Source organism: Azospirillum thermophilum (genome assembly GCF_003130795.1).
GTDB classification, from domain to species: Bacteria; Pseudomonadota; Alphaproteobacteria; order Azospirillales; family Azospirillaceae; genus Azospirillum; species Azospirillum thermophilum.
In genome coordinates this window covers 2,172,598-2,189,492 of sequence record NZ_CP029353.1, presented here as the reverse complement: position 1 = coordinate 2,189,492, position 16,895 = coordinate 2,172,598, and the positions used below count along the sequence as shown (strand labels likewise).

21 protein-coding genes are annotated in these 16,895 nt (G+C 70.8%); 12 read left to right on the top strand and 9 right to left on the bottom strand.

Annotated features, from left to right (window positions below; translation table 11 throughout):
* Positions 1–381 precede the first annotated feature (381 nt).
* Together DEW08_RS16705 and DEW08_RS16700 are read right to left on the bottom strand one after the other, a co-directional pair.
* Positions 382–960 carry a tyrosine phosphatase family protein gene (locus tag DEW08_RS16705; protein WP_109328998.1) on the bottom strand — a complete coding sequence of 193 codons (579 nt, stop codon included), beginning with the start codon at positions 958–960 and terminating at the stop codon, positions 382–384.
* Between the two features lie 387 nt (positions 961–1,347).
* The gene (locus DEW08_RS16700; protein WP_109328996.1) at positions 1,348–2,082 is read right to left on the bottom strand and encodes a tRNA-uridine aminocarboxypropyltransferase; all 735 of its coding nucleotides are present in this window, start codon (positions 2,080–2,082) and stop codon (positions 1,348–1,350) included.
* Positions 2,083–2,399: 317 nt separating this feature from the next.
* On the opposite strand from DEW08_RS16700, the gene DEW08_RS16695 reads away from it, so the two are divergent.
* Complete coding sequence (locus DEW08_RS16695) at positions 2,400–2,585, top strand: hypothetical protein (protein WP_109328994.1); 186 nt, start codon at positions 2,400–2,402, stop codon at positions 2,583–2,585.
* Positions 2,586–2,870: 285 nt separating this feature from the next.
* Here DEW08_RS16695 and DEW08_RS16690 read toward each other — a convergent pair whose 3' ends face one another.
* The gene (locus tag DEW08_RS16690) at positions 2,871–3,929 is read right to left on the bottom strand and encodes a Tim44 domain-containing protein (protein ID WP_109328992.1); all 1,059 of its coding nucleotides are present in this window, start codon (positions 3,927–3,929) and stop codon (positions 2,871–2,873) included.
* 106 nt (positions 3,930–4,035) lie between these two features.
* On the bottom strand, positions 4,036–4,248 hold the full coding sequence (locus DEW08_RS16685; RefSeq protein ID WP_109328990.1) for a hypothetical protein: 213 nt from the start codon (positions 4,246–4,248) through the stop codon (positions 4,036–4,038).
* A 384-nt stretch (positions 4,249–4,632) separates the two neighbouring features.
* Between DEW08_RS16685 and nhaA the strand changes: the two genes are divergently transcribed.
* The 11 genes from nhaA to DEW08_RS32510 all read left to right on the top strand — a co-directional run bounded on the left by nhaA (position 4,633) and on the right by DEW08_RS32510 (position 10,946).
* Complete coding sequence (gene nhaA, locus DEW08_RS16680; protein WP_109328988.1) at positions 4,633–5,829, top strand: Na+/H+ antiporter NhaA; 1,197 nt, start codon at positions 4,633–4,635, stop codon at positions 5,827–5,829.
* Between the two features lie 132 nt (positions 5,830–5,961).
* Positions 5,962–6,390: a DUF4112 domain-containing protein gene (locus DEW08_RS16675; RefSeq protein WP_109328986.1), complete on the top strand. Its 429-nt coding sequence runs from the start codon at positions 5,962–5,964 to the stop codon at positions 6,388–6,390.
* 78 nt (positions 6,391–6,468) lie between these two features.
* On the top strand, positions 6,469–7,860 hold the full coding sequence (gene hemN / locus DEW08_RS16670; protein ID WP_109328984.1) for an oxygen-independent coproporphyrinogen III oxidase: 1,392 nt from the start codon (positions 6,469–6,471) through the stop codon (positions 7,858–7,860).
* A 260-nt stretch (positions 7,861–8,120) separates the two neighbouring features.
* Positions 8,121–8,426, top strand: coding sequence for a hypothetical protein (locus DEW08_RS16665; protein WP_109328982.1), 306 nt, complete (start codon positions 8,121–8,123; stop codon positions 8,424–8,426).
* A 159-nt stretch (positions 8,427–8,585) separates the two neighbouring features.
* Positions 8,586–9,227 carry a glutathione S-transferase family protein gene (locus tag DEW08_RS16660; RefSeq protein ID WP_245986351.1) on the top strand — a complete coding sequence of 214 codons (642 nt, stop codon included), beginning with the start codon at positions 8,586–8,588 and terminating at the stop codon, positions 9,225–9,227.
* 133 nt (positions 9,228–9,360) lie between these two features.
* On the top strand, positions 9,361–9,618 hold the full coding sequence (locus DEW08_RS33505; RefSeq protein WP_342760779.1) for a hypothetical protein: 258 nt from the start codon (positions 9,361–9,363) through the stop codon (positions 9,616–9,618).
* Positions 9,599–9,739: a hypothetical protein gene (locus DEW08_RS33500; protein ID WP_342760776.1), complete on the top strand. Its 141-nt coding sequence runs from the start codon at positions 9,599–9,601 to the stop codon at positions 9,737–9,739. The genes DEW08_RS33505 and DEW08_RS33500 overlap by 20 nt, the downstream gene beginning before the upstream one ends.
* Positions 9,736–9,840, top strand: coding sequence for a hypothetical protein (locus DEW08_RS33495; RefSeq protein ID WP_342760745.1), 105 nt, complete (start codon positions 9,736–9,738; stop codon positions 9,838–9,840). The genes DEW08_RS33500 and DEW08_RS33495 overlap by 4 nt, the downstream gene beginning before the upstream one ends.
* On the top strand, positions 9,840–10,310 hold the full coding sequence (locus DEW08_RS33490; protein ID WP_342760744.1) for a peptidase dimerization domain-containing protein: 471 nt from the start codon (positions 9,840–9,842) through the stop codon (positions 10,308–10,310). Before DEW08_RS33495 ends, DEW08_RS33490 begins: the two co-directional genes overlap by 1 nt.
* A complete protein-coding gene (locus DEW08_RS33485) occupies positions 10,304–10,471 on the top strand; it encodes a hypothetical protein (protein ID WP_342760743.1) in 168 nt (55 codons plus the stop codon). Before DEW08_RS33490 ends, DEW08_RS33485 begins: the two co-directional genes overlap by 7 nt.
* A gap of 262 nt (positions 10,472–10,733) precedes the next feature.
* On the top strand, positions 10,734–10,946 hold the full coding sequence (locus tag DEW08_RS32510) for a protease complex subunit PrcB family protein (RefSeq protein WP_245986349.1): 213 nt from the start codon (positions 10,734–10,736) through the stop codon (positions 10,944–10,946).
* Between the two features lie 174 nt (positions 10,947–11,120).
* On the opposite strand, the gene DEW08_RS32505 is transcribed toward DEW08_RS32510, so the two are convergent.
* The 5 genes from DEW08_RS32505 to DEW08_RS16625 form a co-directional block, all read right to left on the bottom strand.
* Positions 11,121–11,243 carry an AbrB/MazE/SpoVT family DNA-binding domain-containing protein gene (locus DEW08_RS32505; protein ID WP_245986347.1) on the bottom strand — a complete coding sequence of 41 codons (123 nt, stop codon included), beginning with the start codon at positions 11,241–11,243 and terminating at the stop codon, positions 11,121–11,123.
* 161 nt (positions 11,244–11,404) lie between these two features.
* On the bottom strand, positions 11,405–12,247 hold the full coding sequence (locus tag DEW08_RS16640) for an ABC transporter permease (RefSeq protein WP_245986346.1): 843 nt from the start codon (positions 12,245–12,247) through the stop codon (positions 11,405–11,407).
* Positions 12,201–13,166, bottom strand: a complete 966-nt coding sequence (locus tag DEW08_RS16635) for an ABC transporter permease (RefSeq protein ID WP_109328978.1) — start codon at positions 13,164–13,166, stop codon at positions 12,201–12,203. The genes DEW08_RS16640 and DEW08_RS16635 overlap by 47 nt, the downstream gene beginning before the upstream one ends.
* Entirely contained in the window at positions 13,163–14,863 is a 1,701-nt protein-coding gene (locus DEW08_RS16630) for a peptide ABC transporter substrate-binding protein (protein WP_245986345.1), read from the bottom strand. The genes DEW08_RS16635 and DEW08_RS16630 overlap by 4 nt, the downstream gene beginning before the upstream one ends.
* 117 nt (positions 14,864–14,980) lie before the next feature.
* Positions 14,981–16,795: a transglycosylase domain-containing protein gene (locus DEW08_RS16625; protein WP_109328975.1), complete on the bottom strand. Its 1,815-nt coding sequence runs from the start codon at positions 16,793–16,795 to the stop codon at positions 14,981–14,983.
* Between the last annotated feature and the right edge of the window lie 100 nt (positions 16,796–16,895).

Below are 16,895 nucleotides of genomic sequence, written 5' to 3'. Positions count from 1 at the left end.
CTCCGGCGGGCTTTTTTCGTATGCGGTGAGCGGCTGCGGAGATCGGCGGGTGCGGCCGCGCAACCGGTTGCGCCTGCATGCGGAGTCTGCCCCACTTAACCCCGCCGGTTGAGGAACCCCCTCTTCCGGCAAACCGAAAGGAGGGGACGCGCTTGAGTTCGTTCCTCAAGTGGATCCGCCGCTTCTGGTTCAGGGTGAAGTTGGAGTTCGAGGCCGGCTTCAACCAGGACCAGGATCGGTAGGTCCGACAGGGTGGGCCCGGGAAACCGGCTCCACCTTCAGGGAACGGAAGGCGCGTCACCTCCTTGCCGGCCAGACTACCACCGGGCCGGCGTTTTTCAACACCGGGGCGGCGGCTCAGTCGATCACCTCCTCGACTTCTCAGTCGATCAACTCCTCGACTTCGCGGATGCGGCCGTTGTCCACCATGAACTGCACCAGCTCCGGCCGCTGCCGGCCATAGGCGTGGTGGCGGGCGCGCACCGCCTGCACGAGGTCGCCGCCGCGGCCCAGCATCTGGTCGGCGAACTCGATCATCCGCAGGTTCGGCCAGGCCTTGTGGCGGATCGCCACCACCGCCTCCATCGCGTCGGCGGCCGGCCGGTCCGGCCGGGCCTGGGCGAGGATCATGGTCAGCGCCGCGGTGGAGCGCGAGATGCCGGCATGGCAGTGGACCAGCAGGTGGGCGCAGGCCTCCGGCTCGGCCATCAGGTCGCGGCCGAAGGCCAGGATGCGCTCGACATCCTCCTTCTCGGGCGTCACCTGACCCGGGGTCGGGTCGATGATGTCGTGGAAGCGCAGCTCCAGCCGCTCATGCTCGCCATAGGCGCCGAAGGCGGTGGGTTCCGGATGGTCGGGGTCGAGGATGGAGAGCACATGGCTGACCCCGGTCCCGCAGAAGCCGGTCAGCTCCTCGATGCCGCAGACGGTCAGGCGGAAGGGAAGGAAGTCGCGGGCCATGGCTCTCTCTGTGTCCGGAGTGCGGGGCGGTGGGCGGGGAGCCCCGGAAGGGCAGCCGCGTCAAAAGGACGCGACTGTCCCCATTGGTACCCAGTATGGCCGGACCGTCAACCGGCCGGCCAGCGGGGCACCCATGTCCTTTGCCGCTCCGGCGCCTGCTCCGGCGATATCCTTGCCGCCGCCGGCACCCGTCACAGCACGTTGAACAGATACAGCAGGATGATGACGGGAATGGGAATCCCGACCAGCCAAAGAAGAATCCCCCGCATGGCACGCTCCTTCCGTTGGGTGTGGCGGGCCGGTGGTGCCGGCCGCTCTCACCTCCCATAACGGATCAAGCGCAAGTTCGTTGCCGGGGGTCCTCCGGAAGGTGGGGGACTCCTCCGATCACGCCTCGTCCCGCCCGTCCGGTCCGGGCTCCTCCGGGCCGGATGGCGCCGCACCGCCCCCCGCTTCCGGCGCCTGCACCTCCGGTGCCCGCACCGGGGCCGGCCGCGGGCGGGGGGCCCGCATCTTCTTCAGCAGCAGCGAGAAGGGTTTCATCGCCCGGTCGAAGATGGCCGGGTCCTCCTCCAGCCGCGACAGCAGGAAGGCGCCGGCCTCCAGCGTGGAGACGCTCTCCCGCCGCGGCTCGCGGCGCGCCTGCCCGTAGAGGGAGCGGAACTCCGGGTTCAGCACGATGCGCCGGCACTTCAGCAGCCACGCGTTGCGCCACCACAGGCTCTTGGCCTGGCTCCAGGTGCCGTCCAGCACGATGACGCCCTCCAGGTCGGCCAGCACCGCGTCGCTGTCCTTCTGCGGCTTGCCGGCCTTGTCCACCACGGCGACGTCGCTCTTGAAGCCGCCCTCGCCCGGCTTGGCGGAGCCGAGATAGAGGACGCCCCAGCGCTTGTAGTCGACCTCGCGGCCGAGGATGCGCTTCAGGTTCGACCAGCTCAGCCCGACCTTCAGGGCGGAGTTGGGGAACAGCAGATGCATCATCTGCGCGGTGCCCAGAAGCTCCCGCTTTTCCTGCGGATGCTGGAGGATCAGCAGGAAGCGGCTGGTCTCGATCGGCTCCACTGCCTCGCAGACGCACAGATGCACAGGTTTAAGGCAGGTGGGGCAGGGCTCGGCGTTCATGGGGGTAAGCAATCCTTGGCGGCGGTTCGCCGGAAATATGGGTTGGAACGGCGCGGAAGGGAACCACATCCGAAGCGCGTCCGGATCGGGACGGCGGGTGTCGGGGCACATCCTCCCTCCGGGACCGCGGCGCATAAACCCTTTGTAGACCATTGCCGGTGTCTGATGGAGGCAGAGGCGGTGGTTTTCGTGATCTGGATCACTGCTGGCCTGGAACTTGCGTGTCACGCTGCCAGGCATAGGAAACGGGTAGAGGGCCGAGTGCGGCCGACCGGGCCGCATCGTACGTCTTCCCGACTGCGAGAAGGAGACCCGCCATGCTGCCCGCTCATCTGGCCGCCAGCTTGCTGAAGCAACGCCGCGAGGCCGAGGCCGCGGAGTTCGCGCGGCAACTGCCCCTTCACACCGAGTATCCCGCCTGGCCGTCCGACCGGGACGAGGCGCCGCGGGACGACGATGCCGGGTTCGCCCGCCGCGAGCCGGACTGGACCACCAACTACTGAGGTGGTTCTCCTCCCGCCGCGGACCGGCCCCGCAAGGCGCCGGACCGCCGGGACTCATCCGAAGCGCAGCCACCTGCACGCTCGGCGCAAAGGCAAGGCGCATGGGCAAGACGCACGGCGGCAAGACGCACGGCGCAAAAGCAAAGCGCCCCGGTCGGACCGGGGCGCTTTTTCGTTCGGCGGCCTCCTTTGCGGGAGGTTTGGCCGGTGTCGACGGGGCCGGTGTCGACGGGCCCGGTATCGACGGGCCCGGTATCGACGGGCCCGGTATCGACGGGATTGGCGTCAGCGGGTCTGCTGGATCGCCGAGAGCAGCCAGTTGCCGCCGCGCGAGCGGGCGAAGGTCCACAGCTCGGTGACCTCGACCGGGCGGCTCGGATCGCCCTCGACGACGCGGCCGGTCGCCCGCTCCACCATCGTGTCGATGATCGAGAAGCGCATCGCCACCGTGGCGTACTCCATCGCCCCTTCGCGCCAGGCCTCGGCCAGATCGCCCTGCAGCAGGCGGGGGTCCGACACGCGGTTGACGATGCCGCGGCTGCTGTTCTGCGCCAGATCGCCGGCGAAGTAGGACACCATCTCCGGCGTCGCGAGCTGGCGCAGCGCGTTCAGATCCTCCTGCCCATAGGCGGCCTGGACCTGCCCCAGCAGGCGTTCGAACGCATCGAAGTCGGCGGGCTGCACGCCCAGCTCGTCCCGAGGCTGGCCGGGGGCGCCGCCGGGGCCGCTCCCACCCAGGGGGCCGCCACCCAGGGGGCCGCCACCCAGAGGATTGTAGCGCACGTCGGCCGGATCGCGGTTCAGCGTGGCGGGACCGCCGGCATAGGCCGGGCCGGCGCCGCCCATCGCGCCGGCCGGCTGGCCGGAGCGGTTGCGGAAGAAGCGGATGGCCAGCCTGACCAGGAAGACGATCAGCAGGACCTGCAGCAGGAAGCCGAGGATCCCGGCGAAGCTGCCCAGCCCGTCGAAGAAGCCGCCGCCGAACAGCATGGCGCCGATGCCGGCGCCGATCAGCCCGCCCATCAGGCCGGACATGAACCCGCCGCCGCGGAAGAAGCCGCCGGACTGGGCGGGCGCCTGGGTCGGCGCCGTCGGGCGCTGCATGCCCGGCTGCTGCGCCGGCGCCATCGACCGCTCCATCGGGGCGGCGGTGCTCGGGGCGGTGTTGGTCGGGGGCGGCGCGGAGTAGGTCTTGCTGCCGCGGCTGCCGGACGAGCTGCTGCTGCCGGCGCGGGCGTCGGCGGTGCCGGCGGCCAGGGCGACGCAAAGGGCGACCGCGACGGCGGTCAGGGCACGGGCCGGGCTGCGCGCGGCGGAATGCGAAGATCGGGGTCGGTCAGTCATGTGCGTTGATCATACTAGCCATCTGGTCCGGGTTGCCCTGACAGATGGGGGTGCCGGTGGCCCGCTTGAAGAGGGGGTGGCGCGGAAATCGACCGTGCGCCGCCGCTCAGGCCGATTTCGCCAGCCGGTCCGCCGGCTGCCGCACCGCCATCAGGGCCTGGGCCGTCGCGGCGGGCAGTCCCCAGTCGACCGGACCCCAGGCGCGCCGCCGCGCCGCGATCTGCAGGCGGCAGTCCCGCGAGCAGTAGAGGGGCGCCGGCCCCCGGTTGGAGGTGCGTTTGAACGGCCGGCCGCAGCAGGCGCAATAGAGCGTGGTCATGGTGCGTTTCCTCCCGGCCGCCCGGCCGGCCATTGGTCTGGCCGTGCCGGTCTCCGCGACCGGTTTTTCTGTATTTCGGGTGGGGTTATTCTCGCGCCGCGGGCGGTTCGTCGCCAGCCATCAAAAGGCATAAGCCGGCGTCATCCCCTGACCTTCCGTACAGTGGTGACGGAGGAAACTGTTGCAAGGGCAACGACTTGCCTCCGGCAGCCGGACCGGCCGCGACGATTCGCCGCTGCGGCCGCGGCCGCCCCGGCTTCCCCCGGGATTCCGCCGGATTTCGGCCGCTTTTCCCTTCCATCTTGAGCGCGGCCACCCACATGCAGGGGCCCGGCCCGGCGAATGAAGCCGGGTGAACGCACAAGACGAAAGAAGGAAAGGTTGATGCGGCTGTCGACGATCCGCGCATTCCTGCAGACCGAAGCCTCCGGCGGTGTCCTCCTGATGATCGCCTCCGCGGCGGCTTTGATCTGGGCCAACTCCGCCGCGGCGCCGCTTTATCAGACGATCCTCGACCTTCCCCTCGCCGTGACTGCCGGCGGGGTGGGCATCGACAAGCCGATTCTGCTGTGGATCAACGACGGACTGATGGCGATCTTCTTCCTGCTGGTCGGGCTGGAGATCAAGCGCGAGGTGATGGAGGGCGAGCTGTCCTCCCGCTCCAAGGCGATGCTGCCGGGCATCGCGGCGACGGGTGGCATGGTGGTCCCGGCGCTGATCTATGCCGCCTTCACCTGGAACACGCCGGGCGCCCTGCAGGGCTGGGCGATCCCCGCGGCGACCGACATCGCCTTCGCGGTCGGCGTGCTGGCCCTGCTGGGGCGCGGCGTGCCCGCCAGCCTGCGCGTCTTCCTGCTGGCGCTGGCGATCATGGACGATCTCGGCGCCATCCTGATCATCGCCGTCTTCTACAGCCACGGGCTGGAGCCGCTGGCGCTGGCGCTGGCGGCGGTCGCCGGGCTCGGGCTGGCGTTGCTCAACCGGTCCGGCGTGCGGTCGCTGGCGCCCTACCTGCTGCTCGGCCTCGTGCTGTGGGTGTGCGTGCTGAAGTCGGGCCTCCACGCCACGCTGGCCGGAGTCGCCCTGGCCTTCGCCATTCCCCTGCGCGAGGGCAGGGAGGACGAGGAGAAGGCGCCGCTGAACCGGCTGGAGCATGCGCTGCATCCGTGGGTGGCCTTCTTCATCATGCCGGTCTTCGCGCTGGCCAATGCGGGCGTCCCGCTCGACGGCATCACTCCGGCCAGCCTGGCCGAACCGATCCCGATCGGCATCCTGCTCGGCCTGTTCGTCGGCAAGCAGGCCGGCGTCGGCTTCGCGGTGTGGCTGACGGTCCGGCTTGGACTGGCGCCGCTGCCTGCCGGGGCGAGCTGGGTGCAGTTCTACGGCGTGGCCGTCCTGACCGGCATCGGCTTCACCATGAGCCTGTTCATCGGCACGCTCGCCTTCTCCGATCCGGAGCATGCGGTGGCGGTGCGGCTCGGCGTGCTGTCGGGGTCGCTGCTGTCCGCCCTGCTCGGCTACGTCATCCTGCGGGCGGCGGCGGTGCGTTCTCCCGCGAGGGTGGTGGGCACCGGCCGCTGAGGCCCCCCGCGGGATCGGCGGGAGAATCGGCCATGGGCGAGGAACCGCAACGCTCCTGGACGGTTGAACGGAAGACCAGGAGCCCCATCCGCCCCATCTGAAGGCAACCCTCCGGCAGAGAGGCCCGACGTCATGCATACAACCAGCACGCGCCGCGCGCCCGTCACCGGCCAGCCGGCTCCCTCCGCCGAACCGCCGGAGGCCGGGATCGACCTGCAGAGGCTGGAGCGGCTGCGCCGTCTTGCCCGCCTGATGGACAGCCGCTGGCACATCCCCGGCACCCGCATCCCCATCGGACTCGACGGGATCGCCAGCATCGTCCCGGTGGCCGGCGATACCGTGACCGCGGCGGTCTCCGCCTACATCCTCCTGGAGGCCGCCCGCTTCGGCCTGCCGGCGAGCCTGCTGGCCCGCATGGGCTTCAACGTCGCGGTCGACTGGGCGGTCGGCAGCATCCCGGTGCTCGGCACGATCTTCGACATCGGCTTCAAGGCCAACCGCATGAACCTGAACCTGCTGCACGAGCATCTGGAGCAGCGGCTGGCCGGCGGCCGGCGGTAGGGCGGGACGGGGAACGCCGGCATCCAGGCTTGACCTGCATCAAGGAGAGCCCGCGGCGGGTGCGGCACTCTGCCGCCCATGAACGCGATCACGCCCCGTCCGGCTTCCGCCCGGTCCCTCGACGCCGCCCTGCTCGCCAAGTATGACGGGCTTCGGGTGCCCCGCTACACCAGCTATCCGACGGCGCCGCACTTCTCGGCGGCCGTGGGACCCGGGCAGTACGAGGGGTGGCTCGCCGCCATCGCTCCGGGGCAGAGCGGGTCGCTCTACCTGCATGTGCCCTTCTGCCAGTCGATGTGCTGGTACTGCGGCTGCCACACCAAGATCGTCGCGCGCTACGCCCCGATCGCCGAGTATCTCGCCCACCTGCGCCGCGAGATCGGGATGGTCGCCGACCGCATCCCCGGCCGGCTGACGGTGCGCCACATCCATTTCGGCGGCGGCACCCCGACCATGATGGTGCCCGACGATTTCGAGGAGCTGATGGAGCTGCTGCGCCAGCGCTTCGACGTCGTGCCGGAGGCGGAGATCGCGGTGGAGATCGATCCCCGCACCCTGACCGAGTCGATGGCCAGGGCGCTCGGCCGCTCCGGCGTCAACCGCGCCTCGCTCGGCGTGCAGGACTTCGACCAGACGGTCCAGGAGGCGATCAACCGCATCCAGCCGCGCGAGATGACGGAGCGGGCGCTCGCCTGGCTGGCCGCCGCCGGCATCACCAGCGTGAACCTGGACCTGATGTACGGGCTGCCCCACCAGTCGGTGGAGAGCGTCACCCGGTCCGCCGCCATCGCGCTGGAGATGAAGCCCGACCGGCTGTCGGTCTTCGGCTATGCCCATGTCCCCTGGATGAAGACCCACCAGAAGAAGATCGACGAGTCGGTGCTCGCCGACACGCTCGGCCGGTGGGAGCAGTTCGCCGCCATTTCCGACACGCTGACGGCGGCGGGCTACGAGGCCATCGGGCTCGACCATTTCGCCCGGCCGGACGACGAGCTGGCGGTCCTGCAGTCGGAAGGCCGCCTCGCCCGCAACTTCCAGGGCTACACCACCGACGATGCGGAGGTCCTGCTCGGCTTCGGCGCGTCGGCCATCGGCGCCCTGCCGCAGGGCTATGTGCAGAACGCGGTGCCCTTCGACCAGTATGCCAAGGCGATCGACGCCGGCCAGCTGCCGACCGGCAAGGGCTTCGCGCTCGACGACGAGGACCGGCTGCGCCGCGACATCATCGTCCGGCTGATGTGCGACCTGTCGGTCGACGTCGGGGACGTCGCGGCGGAGCATGGCCGCGACCCGGCGATGTTCGATGCGGAGCTCGCGGCCATGGGGGATCTCGTCGCCGACGGCGTGGCGGTGGTGGAAGGCCGGCGGGTCCATGTGCCGGAGTCCGCCCGGCCGCTGATGCGCATCGTCGCCGCCCGCTTCGACAGCTACCTCTCCACCGGGGCCGGGCGGCACAGCCGGGCCGTCTGACCGTCTCCATCCGCGCGGCGGGGCAGGCAGCGGGAGCTGGGCCGGCCGGCCCGGTCCCCGCTGCGATTGTTGTGATCGGACGAATAAACTTCTCCGTCCTGCCGGCTTTATCCTGCCGCCTGGAACCTCTAGATCTGGGTTCATCGCCGACGCACCGACGTCGGCAGACAAATCGAACCAACCGGAAGCCGCTTCGCCGTCGGACGCCATGATGTCCGGGGACAGGAGGCGCTTTCCCCGAAGATCAAGAGGATACAGCCATGTTCGCACGCACCGTCGCCGCCCTGACCCTTGCCGCCGCCGCCTTCGCCGCCGCCCCGGCGCTCGCCGCCGAGACGGCGACGCTCGACGGCCTGCTGGCCGAGACGAAGGCCGCCGCCGCCGCCGCCACCTCCGTGGACAGCGAGCGCACCCAGCGCACCATGGCCACCATCTCCCTGGGGGTCGCCGAGTCCCTGGCCCGCGAGGGCAAGGAGGCGGGCGCGCTGTCCCACCTGAACTATGCCCGCGGCCAGCTCGGCCTGCTGCCGGTCGTCAAGGGCCCGCTGTCGGTCGCCGAGCGGTAACCCCCGCCGCCCTGCGCCGTGACGGAGGCCTCCCCCGGGTCCGGACCCGCGGGAGGCTTCCTCCGTTCCGCGGGCTCTCCCCGCCGGGTCTCCCGACCGGGTCTCCCTCTGGCCTTCTTTTGACAAATCGGCGACAGTGGGTCCGGATACCGCGCAGCGGTGCGGCAACGTGACGGACTGGCGATGATCACGCTCTACACCTTCGGATCGCCCAACGGGCGCAAGGCCTCGATCCTGCTGGAGGAGCTGGGGCTGAGCTACAAGGTGCACAAGGTCGATCTGGTGGCCGGCGACAACAAGCTGCCGGACTATCTGGCGCTGAGCCCCATCGGCAAGATGCCGGCGGTCCTGGAAGAGCTGCCGGGCGGCAAGAGGCGCCGGCTGTTCGGTTCGGGCGCCATCATGCTGCACTATGCCGAGCGCACCGGCCGCCTGATCCCCGAGGATGTGGACGAGCGGGCGGAGGGCCTGAGCTGGTTCATGCTGGGCATCAGCGACCTCGGCCCCACCTCGGTCGACATGCTGCGCTTCTCGATGCGGGCGCCGGAGAAGTTCCCCTACGCCATCGACCTCTTCAAGGGCGAGCTGATGCGCTGCTACACGGCGCTCGACGACCGGCTGGGCGAGGTCGAGTATCTGGCCGGCGCCTATTCCATCGCCGACATCGCTGCTTCCCCTTCATCGCGGCGGCGGCGGTGGCGGGCGGCGGGCTGCTCGACCGCTTCCCCAACCTGGAAGCGCTGGCACGACCTCGTGGCGGCGCGGCCGGCGGTGCAGCGGGGGATGGCGGTTCCCGAATAGGCGGTTGCACGCCATACTCATTCCAATGACGCCCGCGCGGGCCAATCCCGAAATGCCGTTCCGGCAGCAACGAAACCGTTAGAGACATGCCCATCATCAACCGAATCGCCGACTTCCAGGCGGACATGACCGCGTGCGCGACATCATGCCCATCCGGAGCTGGGTACGAGGAGCACCGGACTTCCGAGCTGGTGGCGACCAGGCTCGCCGGGTCGGGATCGAGGTCCACCGCGGCATCGCCGGCACCGGCGTCGTCGGCACCTTGCGCGGGCAGGGCGGCGGCACCCGCGCCATCGGCCTGCGCGCCGACATGGACGCGCTCGCCATCGGAGGCCAACGACTTCGACCATGCCTCGCGCCATCCCGGCAAGATGCACGCCTGCGGCCATGACGGCCACACCACCATCCTGCTGGGCGCCGCCCGCTATCTGGCGGAGCGCGCAACTTCGACGGCATCGTCCACTTCATCTTCCAGCCGGCCGAGGAGGGGCAGGCCGGCGGGCGCAGGATGATCGAGGAAGGGCTGTTCGAGCGGTTCGACTGCGAGCAGGTCTACGGCCTGCACAACTGGCCGGAGCTGCCCGGCAGGATCGCCGTGCATCCCGGCCGGTGATGGCCGCCGCCGACCATTTCGAGATCACGGTGGCCGGGCAGGGGGCGCATGCCGCCATGCCGCACGCGCGGCGTCGACCCGGTGCTGGTCGCCGCCCACATCGTCACCGCCGCGCAGAGCCTGATCAGCCGCGGCACCAACCCGGCCGACAGCGCCGTCGTCTCTCCATCGAGGCGGGCACGGCCTTCAACGTCATCCCCGACAGCGCCGTGCTGCGCGGCACCGTGCGCACCTTCTCGGAGGAGACGCAGGCCCGCATCCGCGAGCAGTTCGACCGCATCGTCACCAACACCGCCGCGGCCTTCGGCGCGACGGCGGCGCTCGACTACCGCCCCGGCTATCCGCCGACCGTCAACACCGAGCCGGAGGCGCGCGTCGCCGCCGCGGTGGCCGCCAGGGTGGTGGGGGAGGACAACGTGGTCTGGGCGCCGCCCCGACCATGGCGGCGGAGGATTTCGGCTACATGCTGAAGGAGCGGCCGGGCGCCTATGTCTGGCTCGGCCATGGCGGGCACCGCGGGCCGTCCTGCCGGCTGCACAACCCGAACTACGATTTCAACGACGAGATCCTGGCCACGGGCGCCAGCTATTTCGCCTCGCTGGTCGAAACCATCCTGCCCCGGAGAGCCTGATCCCGATGCCGCGCCTCCCCGTCGCTCCGCTGCTTGCCCTCGGCGCCGCCCTGTTCCTGGCGACCGCCTGTCAGACGACGTCTGCGGACCGGGCGGGGGGAGGCAACCTGCTGCCGGCCGACGCCGCGCCCGGCACCTACTGGTCGGGCGAGCACAGCCAGGCGGCCGAGCGCGCCTATGTCGTCGCCCGCACCCCGGCGACTGGACGGAGCTGTGGGCGCGCGTCGGGCAGGAGGCGCCGTCCTCCCTGCCGTCCGACCGCATGGCGGTGGCGGTCTTCATGGGGCCGCGCGACACCGCCGGCTATGCCGTGTCGATCGACCGCGCGCAGGTCCAGGGCGGCGACCTCGTCATCGGCTACCGCGAGCAGGTTCCCGGCCCCGCCCAGGTCGTCGCCCTCGTCCGCACCAGCCCCTACGCCGTGCGCCTCCTGCCCAAGACGGACGGCGCGCCGAAGTTCCAGCGCGAAAAGTAGGCCGCCCGCCGGCCATCCGCCCGGTCAGGAGCGGCCGTGGGTCGGCTGTCAACGGGCCTGGGTCCTGTTGCCATAGCCTCGATCAAAGGTTGGCGTAGGCTTGCTGATCCGCTTCGCTGTTCCATTCCATGAAGCAGCGGAAGGGATCATGTGCCTGTTCCGAAGAGGCCTTCGTCAGCACGACGCGGCCACCTCGATGTTGTAGGCGATCTCGTCTCCGCCCCGCAGGCCGAGCGCACGGCGGACGGCCAACGGAATGGTTGTTCGGGCTTTGCCGGAGAGTCTGCTCGTGATCATGGGACATCCATGAGGGGGCATCCATAAGACGGACTACCGCCACAGTCACGAAATCCCTACGACCGTCAAGCCGTCCGTTCACCGCCGCAGCGTCACCCGCGCGTCGAGCGCGTCCTGCAGCCCGTCGCCCAGCAGGTTGACCGCCACCACCGTCAGGAAGATCAGCAGCCCGGCCACACCGCCAGCAGCGGGGCGGCGCTCACCAGCTCCTGCGCGTTGGTCAGCATGTTGCCCCAGGAGGGCAGCGGCGGCTGGATGCCGAGGCCGAGGAAGCTCAGCACCGACTCCAGCAGGATGGTGTTGCCGACCGTCAGCGTCGTCGCCACCACCGCCGGCCCGGCGACGTTGGGCAGGATGTGGGTCAGCATGATCCGCCGGCCGCTCGCCCCCAGCGCCACCGCGGCGCGGGCATAGTCGCGCCGCCGCGCCGACAGGGTGGCGCCGCGCACCAGCCGCGCCACCGTCGTCCAGCCGAACAGCGCCACCAGCGCCACGATGCGCAGCAGGCTGGCATTCTCCGATCCCACGAGGTCCGCCGGCAGGCCGAGCCGTGTCGGGTCGATGGCGCCCAGCACGATCAGCAGCGGCAGCAGCGGCAGGGCGATCAGCGCGTCGGTCAGCCGCATCAGCAGGTCGTCGAGGCGTCCGCCGGCATAGCCGGAGACGAGGCCGACCGCCGTGCCGATCAGCGCGCAGGCGACCGCCGCCGCCACCCCGACGAACAGCGACACCTGTCCGCCATAGAGCAGCCGGACCAGCACGTCGCGCCCCAGCTCGTCGGTGCCGAGCGGATGGGCGGCCGAGGGCGGCTCGAACCGGTCGAGCAGGCTGACCGCGGTGGGGTCGGCGTCCAGCCACGCCCCGACCAGCGGGCGGACAGCGAGGCCGCCGCCAGGGCCAGCAGCAGCATGGCGCTGGCCACCGCCAGCGGGTTGCGCAGGAAGCGGTGAAGCGCGCTCATTCGCCCGGTTCCCGGAAGGTGATGCGGGGATCGAGGGCGGCATAGGCGACGTCGGCCAGCAGGTTGCCGGCCAGCGTGGTGAGGGTGGCGAACAGCAGCGCCACCAGGGCGACGTTCAGGTCGTTGCCCAGGATGCTGTCGTAGATCAGCTTTCCCATGCCGGGCCAGGCGAACATCGTCTCGATCACCAGCGCGCCGGAGAACAGCGCGCCGAACTCCAGCGCCGCCACCGTCACCACCGGCAGGGCCGCGTTGCGCAGCGCATGGCCCCAGACCACCCGCCGCTCCCCCACCCCCTTGGCGCGGGCGGTGCGGATGTAGTCCTGCCGCAGTTCGCCCATCACGGCGGAGCGGACATAGCGCGTGTAGCCGCCGACGCCCGACAGCACCAGCGTGCCGACCGGCAACACCAGATAGGGCAGCGTCTCCCGCCAGCCCGAGGCACCGATCGGGCCGAGGCCGGAGGCGGGCAGCCAGTTCAGCTCCACCGCGAACAGCAGGATCATCAGCAGCGCCAGCCAGAAGACCGGAACCGAGATGCCGGCGAAGCACAGCAGGTTGATCGCCCCGTCCGCCCATCCTCCGGGCTTGCGCGCCGCCCGGATGCCGAGCGGCAGCGCCATCGCCATCGACAGCGCCATGGCGAGGCCGAGCAGGATCAGCGTGTTGGCCAGCCGCGGCCCGATCACCGCCAGCACCGGCTGGGCATAGCTGCGCGAATAGCCGAAGTCGCCGTGCAGCGCCGCCCACAGCCAGTGGCCGTAGCGCTCCCACCAGGGCTGGTCGAGCCCGTAGAAGGCGCGCAGCCGCGCCGCGTCGGCGGCGGTGGCCCGCGGATTGCCGGCCAGCATCATGTCCACCGGATCGCCCGGCATCAGCGCCAGCAGGACGGTGACCGCCAGGCTCATCAGCAGCAGGACGACCAGCGCCTGCGCGAGGCGGGAGAGCAGGAAGCGGGTCATGCCGCGCGCCTCACCCCTTCGGCGTCCAGCTCTCGATCCAGAAGGTCGGGGAGTCGAGGTGGCCGGTCGGCTCCACCCCCTCCAGCCAGGGCGGCAGGACGGTCGGCTCGGCGCGGAAATAGAGGGGCAGGTTCGGCAGCTCCTCGCATAGAGCGCCTGCAGCTTGCCCACAGGGCGCGGTTGGCCTCCGGTTCGCAGGTGGTCTCCAGCGCGTCGAGCAGCCTGTCCATCTCCGGGTTGGCGTAGTTGGCGTAGTTCTGCCCGGACCAGCCGTTGGCGTCGGAGGGCACCTGGGTGGAATGGAACAGCAGGCGCGGGATGTTCTCCGGCGGGCTGACCCAGGCGAACAGCGCCATCGCCTTGAAGCGGCGCTTGTCCAGCGACTCGCCGAAGAACACGCGCGCCGGCTCGTTGACGATGCGCACCTCGATGCCGGCCTGCTTCCACTGCGCCTGCAGCACCTGCTGCAGCAGCTCGCGCGAGCGGTTGCCGGCGGTGGTCATGAACTCCAGCGCCAGCCGCTCGCCCTTGGCGTTGTGGCGGTAGCCGCCGCGCCGGTCGGTCCAGCCGGCCTCGTCCAGCAGCTTCGCCGCCGCCGCCGGGTCGTAGCCGTAGGTGCGGTAGCCCGGCACATGGACGCGGTCGAGCGGGCTGATCTCGTTGTGGGCGACCGGCTGCCGCCCCTCGTAGAGCTTCTTCGCGATCCCCTCCCGGTCGATGGACAGCAGGAGCGCCTGCCGCACCCGGAGGTCCTTCAGGATCGGGTTGTCCAGGTTCAGCTCGACATGCTCCAGGTAGAGGCCGGGCTTGTAGAGCGTCCTGAAGCGGCTGCCGGCCTTCTTCTCCAGCGCCAGCGCCTGGTCGAGCGGGAAGCCGGCCTCCCCGGGCACCATGTCGATCTGGCCGGCCAGCAGGTTGGCCTCCAGCGCCGCGGTGTTCTCGATCACGCGGACGACGACACGCCGGAAGGCTGGCTTCGGTCCCCACCAGGCGGGGTTCTGTTCCAGCACCACGTGGCTTCCCGGCTCCACCTGGGTGATGCGGTAGGGGCCGTAATAGAGGCCGGGATTGGTGGTGTCCGTCTCGAACCTGGAGCGGGTGCGGTAGTTGGCGGGATCGGCCCGGAAGACCGGCTCCTCCAGATGGGCCGGCAGCAGCTCGAAATCGTTGATCTCGCGGTAGCTGCACACCGCGCGGGAGCGATGGACGGTGAAGGTCCGGTCGTCCGCCGCGTCGATGCCGACGATGTCGCGGCTGAACAGGTCGCCGTTGGTGTAGCCGCTCTGCGGGTGCCTGCCGACCTCCCAGGAGAACAGCACGTCCTTCGTCGTCACCGGCGTGCCGTCGCCCCAGCTCGCCTTGGGGTTGATGGTGTAGGTGACCTTGATGCCGCGCGTGCCGTCCGGCCGGTCCTCGTAGGCGGCGGTGCCCTTCTCGATCGAGGGCAGCTCGGTGCAGAGCAGGCAGGTCAGCGACCAGTTCACGTCGTAGGCCGTGAAGGGCCGGCGCGCCATGCCCAGGATGTAGCTGCGCGCCGCCATGGAATCGATGGCGGGATGCCAGCTCGCCGGGAACTGCGACAGGCCGATGACCAGCTCGTCCTTCTTCCCGCTCTGCGCGGCGGCGGGCTTGGACAGGAGGAAGGCGGGAAGGAGCAGCGCTGCGGTTATGGTCAATGCGGCCAGACGCTGTCTCATGCGGTCGATCCTCCCCCGTCGCGAAGCTGATCAACTATGGGGAAGCGGGCGCCCCGGGTCCAGCCCGTCCGGCCCTTTGCGTCCGGCCCTTTGCGTCTGGCCGCCTGCGTCCGGCGGTCAGCGCCGCCGAACCGCCTCGGTCATGACGCCGCGCCAGATCTCGGCGGGGACCGAGCCGCCGGTGACCCCCTTCATCGGCGTGTTGTCGTCCTTGCCGACCCAGACGCCGACGGTCAGGCCGCCGGCATAGCCGACGAACAGCGCGTCGCGGAAGTCGTTGGTCGTGCCGGTCTTGCCGCCGGCCGCCCCGTTGAGCCGGGCGCCCGTGATGCGGGCATTGCGGCCGGTGCCGTCGCTCAGCACGTCGGCCAGCAGCCCCTTCATCGCCGTCACGGTCTGCGGCGCCAGCACCCTCGGCTGCTCGCGGGTGCCGTAGCTGTAGACCTCGCGTCCGCGCGGGTCGGTGATCCGCTGGAAGGCATGGGCCTCCACCCGCAGTCCGCCGCTGGCGACCGCGGCATAGGCCTGCGTCAGCTCGATCAGCGTCGTCTCGCCGGCCCCCAGCGCCAGCCCCGGCCCGCTGGCCGGCGGGGTGGAGATGCCGAGCCGCCGGGCGACCTCCGCCACCTCCTCGCCATGGCCCTGGGCGAGGCGGACCGCCGCGGTGTTGGAGGAGTGGGCGAAGGCCTCGGCCAGAGTCAGCCGGTCGGGATAGCGGCCGTCGAAGTTCCGCACGCTGCGCCCGTCGGCATAGGTGACGCGCGAGGCGTCGATCGACGAGGCCGGGGTCAGCCCGCGCTCCAGCGCCGCGAGATAGACGAACAGCTTGAAGGCCGAGCCGGGCTGGCGCCGGGCCTGGACCGCCCGGTTGAAATGGTCGCTGCGCGCGGCGCTGTCCCGGCCGCCGACCATGGCGCGCACCTCGCCGGCGCCGTCCAGCGCCACCAGCGCCACCTCCACCCCCTCCAGCGCCTTGCCCCGCCGCGTCATCACGCGCTCCACGGTCCGCACCGCCGCGGCCTGCAGGTCGCGGTCCAGCGTGGTGCGCACGGTGTAGGTGCCCTGGGGCTGTCCGTCCCCGGCATAATGGCCGGCGGCGAAGCGGTCGAAGCGCGCCTTCAGCGTGCCGCGGACATGGCCGGTGGTCAGCGCCGCCGTCCGGTTGACGGTCGCCAGCATGGGGTTCTGGCGCTTGGCCTGCTCGGCCTCGCGGCGGGTGACGAAGCCGGCCTCCGCCATGGCGTCCAGCACCAGCTCGGCCTTCCGTTCCGCCCGCACCGGGTCGGCGAAGGGGTTGAGGCGCGAGGGCGCGGGCAGCAGCCCGACCAGCATGGCCGATTCCTTCAGCGTCAGCCGGGCCGCCGGCTTGCCGAAATAGACCCGGGCCGCCGCGTCCACGCCATAGGCGCCGGAGCCGAAATAGGCACGGTTCAGGTAGAGGTAGAGGATATTGCGCTTGCCGACCTTCTCCTCGAAGTCGCCGGCGCTGTACAGCTCGTAGGCCTTGCGCGTCCAGCGGCCATAGTCGCCGAGGAAGATGATCTTCATCGTCTGCTGGGTCAGCGTGCTGCCGCCCTGGCTGAACCGGCCGGAGGTCACCGCCACCGCCAGCGCGCGGGCGACGCCGTGATAGTCGACCCCGTCATGCTCCAGGAAGCGGCGGTCCTCCTTGGCGATCAGCGCCTGGATCAGGTGGCGCGGCAGCGCCTCCAGCCGCACCGTATCGCCATGGGCCTCGCCGGCGGAGCCGAGGAAGCGCCCCTGCCGGTCGAGGAAGCGCAGGCCGGTGCCGCGGTTGTAGGCCAGGACGTCGTCGACGGTGCGGAACTGCTCGCCGAACAGCTCCATCGCCAGTGCCGGGGTGCCGGCCAGCAGCGGCAGGGCGCAGGCGGCGGCGAGGGCGGAACGGTGCAAGCGGGTGGGGCGGGGCATCGGCCTGATCGCAGCGGTAGACGCGCCAAAGGTCGGCGCGCTCCACCCCGCTGCAATCACCCACCCCTTAATATCAGGCCCTTCGGCGTTCCTCGCGCAG